The 13,049-nt window shown below is 77.6% G+C and carries 13 protein-coding genes; 10 read left to right on the forward strand and 3 right to left on the reverse strand.

The window, feature by feature from the left end; all coding sequences use genetic code 11:
* The first annotated feature begins 6 nt into the window (after positions 1-6).
* A complete protein-coding gene (locus PP1_RS10495; protein WP_060573628.1) occupies positions 7-1,254 on the forward strand; it encodes an amidase family protein in 1,248 nt (415 codons plus the stop codon).
* A gap of 6 nt (positions 1,255-1,260) precedes the next feature.
* Here PP1_RS10495 and PP1_RS10500 read toward each other — a convergent pair whose 3' ends face one another.
* Together PP1_RS10500 and selD are read right to left on the reverse strand one after the other, a co-directional pair.
* A complete protein-coding gene (locus PP1_RS10500) occupies positions 1,261-2,304 on the reverse strand; it encodes a PLP-dependent cysteine synthase family protein (protein ID WP_083697305.1) in 1,044 nt (347 codons plus the stop codon).
* Between the two features lie 64 nt (positions 2,305-2,368).
* Positions 2,369-3,403, reverse strand: a complete 1,035-nt coding sequence (selD, locus tag PP1_RS10505; protein WP_010237680.1) for a selenide, water dikinase SelD — start codon at positions 3,401-3,403, stop codon at positions 2,369-2,371.
* Between the two features lie 235 nt (positions 3,404-3,638).
* Here selD and PP1_RS10510 point away from each other — a divergent pair, with 235 nt between their 5' ends.
* From PP1_RS10510 to PP1_RS10530, 5 genes are all read left to right on the forward strand, one after another.
* A complete protein-coding gene (locus PP1_RS10510; RefSeq protein WP_060633804.1) occupies positions 3,639-4,634 on the forward strand; it encodes a hypothetical protein in 996 nt (331 codons plus the stop codon).
* A gap of 16 nt (positions 4,635-4,650) precedes the next feature.
* Positions 4,651-5,976 (forward strand): L-seryl-tRNA(Sec) selenium transferase, encoded by a 1,326-nt coding sequence (gene selA, locus PP1_RS10515; protein WP_075314012.1) that lies wholly within the window; start codon positions 4,651-4,653, stop codon positions 5,974-5,976.
* Positions 5,977-7,788, forward strand: coding sequence for a selenocysteine-specific translation elongation factor (gene selB / locus PP1_RS10520; RefSeq protein WP_075314011.1), 1,812 nt, complete (start codon positions 5,977-5,979; stop codon positions 7,786-7,788).
* Between the two features lie 71 nt (positions 7,789-7,859).
* A complete protein-coding gene (locus PP1_RS10525) occupies positions 7,860-8,306 on the forward strand; it encodes an STAS domain-containing protein (protein WP_010226258.1) in 447 nt (148 codons plus the stop codon).
* 243 nt (positions 8,307-8,549) lie between these two features.
* Positions 8,550-8,876, forward strand: a complete 327-nt coding sequence (locus PP1_RS10530) for a WhiB family transcriptional regulator (protein ID WP_029239291.1) — start codon at positions 8,550-8,552, stop codon at positions 8,874-8,876.
* A gap of 27 nt (positions 8,877-8,903) precedes the next feature.
* Here the strand turns inward: PP1_RS10530 and PP1_RS10535 are convergent, their stop codons facing one another.
* Positions 8,904-9,458 (reverse strand): hypothetical protein, encoded by a 555-nt coding sequence (locus PP1_RS10535; RefSeq protein WP_010226254.1) that lies wholly within the window; start codon positions 9,456-9,458, stop codon positions 8,904-8,906.
* Positions 9,459-9,999: 541 nt separating this feature from the next.
* On the opposite strand from PP1_RS10535, the gene PP1_RS10540 reads away from it, so the two are divergent.
* From PP1_RS10540 to PP1_RS10555, 4 genes are all read left to right on the forward strand, one after another.
* Entirely contained in the window at positions 10,000-10,422 is a 423-nt protein-coding gene (locus PP1_RS10540; RefSeq protein WP_010226251.1) for an STAS domain-containing protein, read from the forward strand.
* Positions 10,423-10,509: 87 nt separating this feature from the next.
* A complete protein-coding gene (locus PP1_RS10545) occupies positions 10,510-10,944 on the forward strand; it encodes an ATP-binding protein (RefSeq protein ID WP_010226249.1) in 435 nt (144 codons plus the stop codon).
* Entirely contained in the window at positions 10,941-11,717 is a 777-nt protein-coding gene (locus PP1_RS10550) for an RNA polymerase sigma factor SigF (RefSeq protein WP_010226247.1), read from the forward strand. The genes PP1_RS10545 and PP1_RS10550 overlap by 4 nt, the downstream gene beginning before the upstream one ends.
* 99 nt (positions 11,718-11,816) lie before the next feature.
* Positions 11,817-13,013 (forward strand): NAD(P)/FAD-dependent oxidoreductase, encoded by a 1,197-nt coding sequence (locus tag PP1_RS10555; RefSeq protein WP_010226245.1) that lies wholly within the window; start codon positions 11,817-11,819, stop codon positions 13,011-13,013.
* The last annotated feature ends 36 nt before the right edge of the window (positions 13,014-13,049 follow it).

Consider the following 13,049-nt stretch of genomic DNA (forward strand, 5'->3'; position numbering starts at 1 on the left):
TCGACGATGAGCATCCTCCCCGCGCCCGGCACCGCACCGACCGGCGTTCCGGCCACGGCCGGTGCGGTCCGGGCCGGCGAGCGCACCGCGGCCGAGTACGCGTGTGCCCTGCTGGACCGGGCGGGGGGTGCCGCCGGGCTGCTCGCCGTCGACGCCGAGTCGCTGCGCGCGGCGGCCGCCGCGCTGGACCGGCGCACCGACCGGTTCGCGCTGCCGCTCGCGGGCGTGCTCGTCGCCGTCGAGGAGGGCATCTCGACGACCGGGCGCGGCGACGAACCGGTACGGCGGCTGCGCGGTGCGGGCGCGCTGGTCGCGGGCCGTGCGCGCACCGCCGAGTTCGGCATCGGTCCGGACGGGTCCCCCGGCGGCCGGGCCACCGCGGCCGCCGTCGCGACGGGCACCGTCCCCCTCGGCATCGGGGTGGACGGCGACGGTGCGCTGCGCGCCGCCGCAGCCGCGCACGGCCTGGCCGCGCTGAAGCCCGGGCGCCGCGTGCTCCCGCTGCCCCCCGGCGCGGACCGGCGGTGGGCGGGACTGGCCGAGACGACCGTCGTCGCCGCCGGACCGGCCGATCTCCGGGCGGCGCTGGACGTGCTGGCCGCCCCCGCACGCCGCGCCCCGGCCGTGACGGGCGGTCTCCCCGGCGCCACGGCCCTCGGCCCGGCTCCCGCTCCGGCGGCCGCCCCCGCGGCGGACGGCGGGGAACCGGTCGGCTCGCTGGCCTGCTCGCTGCGCACCGGCCGGACCCGGCTCGCCGACCCGGCCGCGGCGGCCGCCGTGCACGCCGCGATCCGGGTGCTGGGCACCACCGCCGTGCGGCTGCTCGCCGCGGACCCGCCGTACCGCGCGGTCCTGCCGGTGCACGGCGCGCGCCGCAGGCACGCCGGGCTGGCCCGCCGGGTGGAGGACCTCGATCTCGATCCGGCCGGGCTCCCCCGCACGGCGCGCAGCGCGCTGCGCCGCGGGCGCCGGGTGCGGCGGCTCGGCGGGCTCCGCCCGGCCACCCCCGCGTCCTGGCGGCAGCGGCTGGTCGGCTGGCTCGACGACGCCGGCGCCGAGGCCGGGCTGCTGCCCGTGACCTCGGGCCCCACCGGGGCCGGGACGACCGGGCTGGCCGCGTGGAACCTCGCCGGACTGCCGTCGCTGGTCGCGCCGGTGCCCACCGCGGGCGGGCCGGCCTGCGTGCAGCTGGTCGGACGGCCCGGGTCGGAGCGGCGGCTGCTGGCCACCGCGGAGCTGCTCGGCGGTTCCTGACGGGTGTCAGGCGGGCGGCTCCCACCGTCCGGTCGCGACGAACGTCTCCAGGGCCGCGGTGTGCGGGGCGAGGTCGAGGCCCTGCGCGGCGACCCAGCCGTCGTCGTAGTAGCTGTGCCGGTAGCGCTCGCCGCCGTCGCAGATCAGCGTGACGACACTGCCGGAGCGACCGCTGCGGAGCATCTCGGCGACCAGCTGGTAGACCGCCCAGAGGTTGGTGCCGGTCGAGCCGCCGACCCAGCGGCCGGTGCGGTCCCGCAGGTGCCGGGCGGCGGCGACGCTGGCGGCGTCGGGCACCGGGAACATCCGGTCGATCACCGACGGCACGAAGCTCGGCTCCATCCGGGGCCTGCCGATCCCCTCGATCCGCGACGCCACCCCGGTCTCGTGGGCCGGGTCGCCCGCCAGCCAGCCGGGCAGGAACGCCGAGCCCTCCGGATCGACGACCGCGAGCCGGGTGGGCAGCCGCCGGTAGCGCAGGTAGCGGCCGATCGTCGCGGACGTCCCGCCGGTGCCGGCACCGACGACGATCCACTCCGGGACCGGGTGCTGCTCCTCGGCGAGCTGGGCCAGGATCGACTCGGCGATGTTGTTGTTGCCCCGCCAGTCGGTGGCCCGCTCGGCGTAGGTGAACTGGTCGAGGTAGTGGCCGCCGGACTCGGCGGCGAGCCGCTCGGCCTCGGCGTAGACCTGGCCGCCGTGCTCCACGAAGTGGCAACGGCCGCCCTCGCGCTCGATGAGCGCGACCTTCTCCGGGCTCGTCGACCGCGGCATCACCGCGACGAACGGCAGCCTCAGCAGCCGCGCGAAGTACGCCTCGGAGACCGCCGTCGACCCGGAGCTGGCCTCGACGACCGTCGTCCCCTCGGTGATCCAGCCCGACGCCAGCCCGTACAGGAACAGGGACCGGGCCAGCCGGTGCTTGAGGCTCCCGGTGGGGTGCACCGACTCGTCCTTGAGGTACACGTGCACGCCCCACTCGGCGGGCAGGTCGAGCACGTGCAGGTGCGTGTCGGCGGAGCGGTTCGCGTCGGCCTGGACCCGGCGCATCGCCTCGTCGGTCCAGGCTCGGGTGCGGGCACAGCTGCGGTCGACGGGCTCCACCCGTCCGACCCTAGACGTGGACCAGACCGGTCCCCGCGGTGACGGACCCGATCACTGCGGCCGGGTGCCCCCGCTCGCGCAGCCACCGGACGGCCGTGCCCGCGGCGCCGGGCGCGGCGCCGAACAGCAGCCCGCCGGAGGTCTGGGCGTCGGAGAGCAGCAGCACCTCGTCGTCGGACGCGGACGTGCGCACGATCCGGTCGTCCACCCACTGCCGGTTGCGCAGCGTTCCGCCGGGGACGACGCCGCCGGCGACGAGCTCCCGGACGCCGTCGAGCAGCGGCACGGCGCCCGCGTCGACGCTGGCGTCCACACCGGACGCGACGGTCATCTTCGTGAGGTGGCCGAGCAGCCCGTAGCCGGTGACGTCGGTGCAGCCGGTCGCACCCGCGTCCCGGGCGGCCCGCGCGGCGTCGGCGTTCGGGGTGGTCATCGCGGCGACGGCGGCCTCGACCGCGGCCGGGACACCGCGCTTCACGGCGGTGGTGACGACGCCGATCCCGAGCGGCTTGGTCAGGACCAGCTCGTCGCCGGGGCGCAGGCCCGCGTTGGTCAGCACCCGCTCCGGGTGGACCTCCCCGACGACGGCGAGGCCGTACTTCGGTTCCGGGTCGTCGATCGTGTGCCCGCCGACGACGGCGAACCCGCAGTCCCGGCCGACGCCGGCGCCGCCCTCGAGCACCTCGGCGAGCACGTCCGGGCCGAGGTCCTCCGACGGCCAGCACACCAGGTTCAGCGCGAACAGCGGGGTGCCGCCCATCGCGTAGACGTCCGACACGGCATTGGTCGCGGCGATCGCCCCCCAGGTGCGCGCGTCGTCGACGATCGGGGTGAAGAAGTCGGTGGTCGCGACCAGCGCACGGTCCGGCGACAGCCGCCAGACGGCCGCGTCGTCCCCGGTGTCCGTCCCCACCAGCAGGTCCGGGTGCGACGGCGGGGTCACCCCGGCGAGCACCTCGGCCAGCTGTCCCGGGCCGAGCTTGCACCCGCAGCCCGCGCCGTGGCTGTACTCGGTGAGCCGGCGCGTGGTCGCACGGTCGGACATGCGTTCCCCCCTCGGAAACGACCTGGTCACCTCGGGAACGCTACCCGCCCCCCGGGAGTTACCGTCGGGAGCGCGCCGTCGGTCGCCGCGCCGGATCCGTCCGCCGAACGGGGGCTGTCCGGGCACGGTCCGGCGAACGACACTGACCCACCGTGAGCGCGGGGCACGAGAACGACCCGGCCGGACAGGCCGGCGATGCTCCGCACCGGAGCACGACAGGAGGACGAGCGGCGACGTGGTCGACAACGACGGAGTGGCCGAGGACGTCCGCGACGACGAGACGACCCGCGCCGGGGACACCGCCCCCGATCTCCCCCGGCGCAGCCCGTCCCCGTCGCGGGGCGGGGACGGCGCCCGGGCGGAGGTGACCGGCGGCGAGCAGGCCCCCGAGGACCCCGGCACCCGGCTCGCCGACGCGGAGCGCGCCCGTGTCCGGGCCGAGGCCGCCCGGGACGAGGCCGTCCGCCGGGCCGACGCACTCGCCGCCGCGCTGGACGAGGCCCGGGCCCGGCCGGCCGAGACGTTCGGGATGCGCGCCGACAAGGTGCTCCGGATGGCCGACCACGAGGCGGCGCAGCGGCGCCGAGCCGCCGAGCAGGAAGCGGGCGAGCTGCGCCGGCAGGCGCTCGCCGAGGCTGCCCGGATCACGGCGGCGGCGCACGCCGAGGCCGAGCGGACGACCGCTGCGGCCCGGGCGGAGGCCGAGCGGCTCGCGGTGGACGCCGCCGGTGAGCACGAGCGGCAGCGGGCGGCCGGGGTCGCGGCCCGCCGGAACTCCGAGCTGGTCGCCGACACCGCGGCGTCGATGCACGCGCACGTCTCCGAGCTGCGGAGCTCGGTGCGCGACGAGATCGCGCGGCTGCACTCGCTGCTCGGCGCGGAGCTGGGCAGGCTCGACGGGCCGGCGCGTCCGTCGCCCGGGCGTTCCCGCGACACCGACCCGCCGCCCGCGGTCCCCCCGGCCCGCGCGCCGGGCGGCGGTGGTGCGCACACCCTGCGGGAGCCGGCCCCCGCCGAACCCGCCACCGCCGAGCCCGCGATCTCCGAGCCCGCGACCGGGGACCTTCCCGCGGTGTCCCTGCCCGAGCAGCGGGCGGCGGACAGCGCGCCCGTCGCCGGTGCGGAGGACGGCCCCGAGGACGGCCCTGAGGACGGCTCCGCCGCGGAGGGCACCCCGCGGGCCGGGGACGCCGAGCCCGCCCGGACGTCCGGGGACACCGGCCCCGGCTGAGCGCTACCGTGCGGCGATGACCACCGCGCGCCACGCCGCGGCGGACCCGCGCCGCCGGATCCCGCGGACCGACGCCGTCCTCGCCGCACCGGAGCTCGCCGGCGCGATCGACCGGCTCGGCCGCGCCCGGGTCAAGCGCGCCGTCGCCGCGGCCCAGCAGCGCGCCCGCGACGGCGAGATCGACCCGTCGGACGTCACCACGGACGTGCTGGCCGCGCTCCCGGCGGCGGCGACCACGATCCGTCCGGTGCTCAATGCCAGCGGCGTCCTGCTGCACACCAACCTCGGCCGGGCCCCGCTCTCCGGTGCCGCCGTCGCCGCGCTCGGTGCCGCCGCCGGAACCTGTGACGTCGAGCTGGACCTCGCGACCGGCAGGCGCGGTACCCGCGGCGCCGGGGCCGTCGCAGCACTGCGCGACGCGGTCCCCGGTGCGGGCGCCGCGTGGGTCGCCAACAACGGCGCCGCCGCGCTCGCGCTGGTCTGCGCGGCCCTCGCCGGGACCGGCCGCGAGATCGTCGTGTCCCGGGGCCAGCTCGTCGAGATCGGCGACGGGTTCCGCATCCCGGAGCTCATCGAGTCGACCGGCGCCCGGCTCCGCCCGGTCGGCACCACGAACCGCACCCACCTGCGCGACTACGCCGACGCGATCGGCCCGGACACGGCGTTCGTGCTGGTGGTGCACCCGTCGAACTTCGTCGTCAGCGGCTTCGTCTCCACGGTGGGCATCGGCGAGCTGGCCGGGCTCGGGCCCCCGGTCGTCGCCGACATCGGCTCAGGACTGCTCACCCCGCACCCGCTGCTGCCGGACGAGCCGGACGCGGCCGGGACCCTCGCCGACGGCGCCGACCTCGTGACGGCGTCCGGCGACAAGCTGCTCGGCGGGCCGCAGGCCGGCCTGCTGCTCGGCGGCGGGGAACGCGGGACGGCACTGGTCGAGACCGTCCGCCGGTTCCCGCTGGCCCGCGCGATGCGGGTCGACAAGCTGACCCTCGCCGCGCTGGAGGCCTCGGTCGCCGGGCCGCCGACCCCCGTCCGGGAGTTCCTCGACGCCGATCCGGCCGCACTGCGCGGCCGGGCGGACGCGCTCGCCGCCGCGCTCGCCGCGGACGGTGTCGACGCCACCGCCGTCGACACCGTGGCCGGGGTCGGTGGCGGCGGGGCCCCCGGGGTGGAGCTGGCCAGCGCCGGGATCGCGCTCCCCGCCCGCTACGCCGCGGCGTTGCGCGCCGGGGACCCGCCGGTGCTCGGCCGGGTCGCCGACGACCGCTGCCTGCTCGACCTGCGGGCGCTGCCCCCGGCGGCCGACGCCGTCCTGGCCCGCGCGGTGCGGGAGGTCCGGTAGGTGCACGTCCTCTGCACCGCCGGGCACGTCGACCACGGCAAGTCGACGCTGGTCCGCGCGCTCACCGGGATGGAGCCCGACCGCTACGCCGAGGAACGGCGACGCGGGATGACGATCGACCTCGGCTTCGCCTGGACCACGCTGACCGGGAAGGACGGGCCGGCCACCGTGGCGTTCGTCGACGTCCCGGGACACGAACGGTTCGTGACCACCATGCTCGCCGGTGCCGGTCCGGTCCCGGCCGCACTGTTCGTCGTCGCCGCCGACGAGGGCTGGATGCCGCAGTCCGGGGAGCACGCCGACGCACTCGCCGCCGCCGGGATCACCCGCGGGCTGCTCGTCGTGACCCGGACCGACCTGCTCGACCCCGAGCTGGCCCTCGACGACGCCCGCGCCGGGCTCGCCGCCCGCGGGCTCGGCGGGTGGCCCGCCGTCGCCGTCTCCGCGGCCACCGGGGACGGCCTCGACACCCTGCGCGCGGCCCTCGTCGAGCTGGTCGCGGCGCTGCCCCCGGCCGACCCGGACGGCGCCGCGCGGCTCTGGGTGGACCGGGCCTTCACCGTCCGCGGGTCGGGCACCGTCGTCACCGGGACGCTCGGCAGCGGCACCGTGCGCACCGGCGACGAGCTGGAGCTCGACGGCGCCGACGGCCGGCACGTCGTGACCGTGCGGGCGGTGCAGGAGCTCGGTGCCCCGGTCGACGCCGCCGGTGCGGTCGCCCGGGTCGCGCTCAACCTGCGCGGGGTCCCGCGGGACCGGGTGCGGCGCGGGGACGTCCTGCTCGCCCGCGGCGCGTGGCCGGTCACCACCGAGGCCGACGTCCGGCTGCACGGCGTCGGCGGGCCGCCGCCGGAGCTCACCTCCCCGACGGGGCTGACCCTGCACGCCGGCTCGGCCGCCGTCCCGGTCCGGGTGCGGCCGCTCGGCGACGACGTCGTCCGGATCCGCCCGGAGCACCCGCTGCCGCTGCGGATCGGCGACCGCGCGGTGCTGCGCGATCCCGGGGCGCACCGGATCGTGGCGGGGGTGACCGTCCTGGACCCGGCGCCGCCCCCGCTGCGCCGCCGCGGCGCCGCGCGGCGCCGGGCGGGTGAGCTGGCGGCGGCGACCGGCGTCCCGGACGCCGCGGCGGAGCTGGCCCGGCGCGGCGCCGTACCGGCGGCCGACCTCGTGCGGTGGGGCGTACCGGCCGCCGCCGTCGCCGCGCTGGGCACCCGGGTGCCGGGAGCGGCCGGCTGGCTGCTCGATCCGGTCGCGGCCGACGCGGCCGTCACCGCGCTGGAGCGGGCCGTGGCCGCGCACGACGCGTCGGACCCGCTCGACCCGGGGCTGCCGCTCGCAGCGGCCCGACGGGAGGCCGGGCTGCCCGACGCCGGGCTGGTGGAGGCCGCGCTGGCCCGGGCCGCGGAACCCCGTCTGGTGGTGCGCGACGGCCGCGTCCGCCCGGCCGCCGACGCGGGCCCGCCGGAGCACGTCCTCGCGGCCGCGGCGGCGTTGCGGGCGGACCTCGCCGCGCGCCCGTTCACCGCGCCGGAGGCGGACCGCCTGGCCGGGCTGGGCCTGGGGCAGCGCGAGCTCGCCGCGCTGGAGCGGGCCGGGGAGCTGCTGCGGCTGACCCCCGACGTGGTGCTGCTGCCCGACGCCCCGGAGCGCGCACTGGAGGTGCTCCGCGGGCTCGGCGAGGAGTTCACCGCGAGCACCGCACGGCAGGCGCTGGGGACCAGCAGACGAGTCGTCGTCCCGCTGCTGGAACTGCTGGGGCGCACCGGACGGACCGTCCGGACCCCGTCGGGTGGGCACCGCCTCCGCTGACACCGGACGCCGGGGACCGCGGTCCCCGGCTCCGAGTGGCGGCGGCGCAGCACCGTGCCTACCGTCGGCCCATGACCGACTCGCGTCCGCCCGGCCCCGGCACCGCCCGCGGCCGATCCGGCGGGACCGGGGCGGCACCCGGCCCCGGGGACACCGGGGCCACCGACATCACCGACAGCGGCGACGGGCTGCGGCTCGCCGCCACGACCCGGCCCGGCGGGGTCGTCGTGATCGCGGTCGAGGGCGAGCTGGACATCCTCACCGGGCCGGGGCTCCGGACCGCGGTGACCGCCCGGATCCCGGACGCGGCGCTGGTGGTGCTCGAGCTGGACGGCGTGCAGTTCCTCGGCACCAGCGGGCTCGCGGCGCTCATCGAGATCCGCGAGGAGGCGCACCGGGCCGGGGTCGAGCTCCGGCTGGCCTGCGCCGAACGACGGGTGCTGCGCCCGCTCGGCATCGCCGGTCTGGACCACCTGTTCGACATCCACGAGGGAGTCCAGGCGGCACTGGACTCCTGACGATGTGACTCAGATCACACTATCGTGTCAGGGCGTCCGGTCACGCCCACCTGCGGGGACCTGCAGACCACCCGTGACATGCGACGACAATTCGGGACCCTCTGTCGCCCGATCCGGCCCGCCAGCGCGCCGGACGGCCTCATAGCACCGATGGGCCCGGCCGGAGGTTTGCCCGTCGCGGCCCTCGGGAACCGGGTGACAAGTCAGCCCGGGCCGCCGGGTCCCGACCGACGAGGTGAGCACGTGAGCGATGTTTCCCGGCTTCCCGGCCCGATGGACGACCAGTGGGAGTGGCAGCGCCTCGGCGCGTGCCGCGGGATGGACAGCGCGGTCTTCTTCCACCCGGACGGCGAGCGGAACCCGTCACGCTCCCGGCGCACCGAGCGGGCCAAGCAGGTCTGCCGGGGCTGTCCGGTGGTCCAGCAGTGCCGGCGCTTCGCCCTCGCGAGCCGCGAGCCGTTCGGCGTGTGGGGCGGGCTCGGCGAGTCCGAGCGCCGGGCGATCCTCGAACGCCGCGACGCCGGACGCATCGCGGCCGAGGCCCCCGGACTCGTCGCCGCCGCCGGCTGACCGCCGCACCCGTCCGTCCGCGCCGGGTCAGGCCCCCGGGGCCTCCTCGGCCAGCCAGGTGGGCAGCGACGTCGCACCGGCACCCGGAGCGCGGTACGGCAGGACCGGCAGCCCGTAGACCCGCGCCACCCGGCGGACCGCCCGTCGCACGACCTCGATCTCCGGATCCGCGACCGCGCCCGTCGAGGCAGGTGCCACGCAGAACGTGTCGCCGTCCGGGTCGAACCCGACGAGCTCGGACAGCGCCGCCACGAGGTCCGGCTCGTCCGCGTCCTGCACCACCCAGCGCAGACCCAGCCGGTGCAACCGCACCGGACCGGACGGGATCCGCGACACCGGCATCGTGATCGGTGAGTCGTCCGGGTCGGCCGACGGGTCGTCCCCCGGGTAGTCCTCGGCCTCCACGGGCTCCGCGCGACGCAGCCGGTCCGCCGGGTCGTTGCGGACGACGAGCAGGTCGGTCTCACCCGCGCTGCCGGACAGCTCGGCGAGGGCACCCCCGGCCCGGGCGGACTCGGACTCGGTGAGCGCGACGGCCACCAGCCTGCGCGGCCGGGCCACGTCCTGCACCACGACGATCACGCGCCTTCCGGGACGATCTGCTCTCTCCGCCGACAGTGAACCCCGGCGGCGGCCCCGGATGCGCGCCGGACCGGCCCCCGTACGGACGAGTGGGGTCACGCGCGCCGCGAGCGGATCGTGGACGGCGCCGCCCACGATCACATCCGCTGGTACGCGGTACCGCCCGGCGCCGCCGACGGCCGCCGGTCTCCGCCGGCGGTCCGGCGGTCGAGCGGTGCCGTACGCCCGCCCGGCGGTCGATGTGATCCCTCGGGTGGCGGAACGGCACACCGGTGAGCCGTCACCCCTCCGGCGGCACCGGCCTGACCCTGCGTGACCGGGGCGTCCACCCGGCACGTCCCCGCCCGACGGCGCCCCGGACCACCCGGACGGCCCAGCGCGCCGATGGCCGGACACCGTCCGTGGCGCGCCGGGACCGGCCGGTATCGTCTGGTCGCGCGGTCCCGCCCGGCGGAGCCGCGCACGTACCTGCGAGACCCCGTCGAGAACACGGCGGGGGCACCCGCCCCGACGACGCGCCTCGGCGCGCCCGTTCCCGGAGGTGATCCCCCTGCCCGGATCCCCGCCGCCGTCCCGCGGGGACGGCGTCGAGCACCCGGACGACAGCGCCGACCTCGGCGTGACGTTCTCGTCCCCCCGCCGGGGACTCACCGTGCTCACCGTCCGCGGCGAGGTCGACACGCTGACCGCGCCCCGGCTCGGCGTCGCGCTCGACGAACTGCTGGACCGTCCCGCGAACGGCGACGGCGACGACCGCGACGTCGCCGTCGACCTCGAGGGCGTCACGTTCCTCGCGTCCAGCGGGCTCGGCGTCCTCATCCACACCGCACGCCGGGCCGCCCGTGACGACCGGCGTCTCTACGTCGTCGCCACCAACCGGGCGGTCCTGCGACCGCTCGAGGTGACCGGCTCCGCCCAGCTCTTCACGGTCCTGGCCGACCAGACCGGCATACCCGGGCCCTGAGCGGGGCACTCCCGGCACGACGGGGACCCGCCCGACGGCCGGCGCCGGTGGCGCCGGGCGCGACACCGACCGAAAGGACGACCCAGCGTGGCCCACGAGGACACCTCGAGCGCTCCCACCGACCAGGCATCCGGCGCCGCCACCGTCGAGATCCGGACGGCGGCACGCGCCGCGCTGATCCCGACGGTCCGTGCAGTCGCCTCCGACCTCGCCGCGCGCGCGGACTTCGACCTCGACGCGATCTCCGACCTGCGGATGGCGGTCGACGAGGCGTGCGCGACGCTGGTCGGGCTCGCCGCCCCCGGATCGTCCCTGCGCTGCACGTTCGACGTCCACGGCGAGCGGATCGACGTCTCCGCACGGGTGCACACCGGAGCGGACGCGGAGCTGCCCACCGACAGCTTCGGCTGGCGGGTGCTGCAGACCCTCGCCGACCAGGTCGCGGTCGAGACCGGTGAGGAGGACGGGGGCGGTTCCGCCCTCACCATCCGGTTGCACAAGCTCGCCGGACCCGGCCTGTGACGGCGGACCCCGAGTACGCACACCTCACCCCGCTGCTGTCGGAGTACAGCGGCCTCGAGGTGGACGACCCGCGCCGGGAGCAGCTGCGCGACCGGCTCGTCACCGGGTACCTGCCCGTCGCCCAGCACATCGCGCGCCGCTTCAACCACCGCGGCGAACCGCTCGACGACCTCGTCCAGGTCGCCACCGTCGGCCTGATCAACGCCATCGACCGGTTCGACCCGGACAAGGGCGGCGAGTTCTTCTCGTTCGCGGTGCCGACGATCTCGGGCGAGGTCCGCAGGCACTTCCGCGACCAGAGCTGGTCGATGCGCGTCCCGCGCCGGCTCAAGGACATGCACGTCTCGATCAACGGGGCGGTGTCCGAGCTGTCCCAGACCCTGGGCCGCTCCCCGCGGCCCTCGGAGATCGCCGAGCACCTCGGCCTGCCCGTACCGGAGGTGCTGGAGGGGCTGGAAGCCGCCGAGGCCTACCGCAGCTCGTCGCTCGACGAGATGCTGTCCTCGGAGGACGGTGGCGCCACCGTCGGGGAGCTCGTGGGCGACGCCGACGCCGAGCTCGACCGCGTCGACTACCGCGAGTCGCTCCGCCCGCTGCTCGCCGAGCTCGCGCCGCGCGAGCGCACGATCGTCATGTTGCGGTTCTTCGGGAACCGGACCCAGACGCAGATCGCGAACGAGGTCGGGATCTCGCAGATGCACGTGTCCCGGCTGCTCTCCCAGACGCTGTCCCGGCTGCGCAACCGACTCGAACCCGACGACCGCACGCTGTAGACCCCGCCCCGCGCGGACGGGGCCGGCCGGTGTCGGCGAAGATCCTGTGCGAGGGACCGCGGTGGCGCGGCTGGCCGCGGCGCGATCGGGAGGAGCGCGATGAGCGTGCCGGAACACGTGCTGGTGATCGGAGCGGGCCTGGCCGGCCTGCGGACCGTGCAGGGACTGCGCCGGGCGGGCTACGAGGGCCGGCTCAGCCTGGTCGGGGCGGAGGAGCACCTCCCCTACGACCGGCCGCCGCTGTCCAAGCAGTACCTCGCCGGTGAGTGGGACCGGTCGCGGATCGAGCTGGCCTCGGAGGACGACCTCGAGGAGCTCGGCGTCCGCACCCACCTCGGGCGCGCCGCCGTCGCGCTGCGGCCGGGCGAGGTCGAGCTCGACGACGGCGCCACCCTGCACGCCGACGCGATCGTGCTCGCCGTCGGTGTCACCTCCCGCACCCTCGACGGCCAGCCCGGATCCATCCACGTGCTGCGCAGCGTCGACGAGTCCGACGGGCTGCGGGACGCACTGGCGGACGCCTCGTCGCTGCTGGTCGTCGGGGCCGGGTTCGTCGGCGCCGAGGTGGCCAGCACCGCGGTCGACCGCGGGCTGGCGGTGACGGTCGTCGAGACCGCGCCGGTGCCGATGGAGCGCCTGCTCGGCGAGCGGGGCGGCACCCTGGTGGCCCGGCTGATGACGGACGCCGGGATCGACCTGCGGACCGGGGTGTCGGTGGCGTCGCTGACGGCGACGGGGGCCGAGCTGTCCGACGGCTCGACGGTGTCCGCGGACGAGACCGTCGTCGGGATCGGCGGGCGGCTGGACCTGGGCTGGCTCGAGGGCAGCGGGCCGGACCTGTCCGGCGGCATCCCGTGCGACGAGCACGGCCGGGTCGAGGGGCTCGACGGTGTCTGGGCGGTCGGGGACGCCGCGGCGTGGACCGACCCGCGCACCGGGGACCGGGCACGGCTCGAGCACTGGACGTCGGCCGCCGAGCAGGCCGCAGCCGTCGCCGCGGACATCGCGGGCGGGGACCCGCCGCCGGCCACCGTGCCGTTCTTCTGGTCCGACCAGTTCGGCCTCAAGATCCAGCTGATCGGACGGCCGGGCGCGGCGGACGAGGTGCTGACGCTGCACGGCGACGGCCTCGACGGGGGCGCAGTGAAGGGCACCGTGCTCGGCTACCTGCGCGGGGACACCCTGGTCGCGGTCGCCGGGTTCGGGGCGGCCCGGCTGATCGCCCGCTACCGCAGGCCGCTCTCCGACGGGGTGGACCGGGCCGCGCTGCTGGAGTTCCGCGACACCCTGTCCTGACCGGGGCGCCGGCCGGGCCTCCCGGCCGGCCGGGCC

Source organism: Pseudonocardia sp. P1 (genome assembly GCF_000178675.2).
Taxonomy (GTDB): domain Bacteria; phylum Actinomycetota; class Actinomycetes; order Mycobacteriales; family Pseudonocardiaceae; genus Pseudonocardia.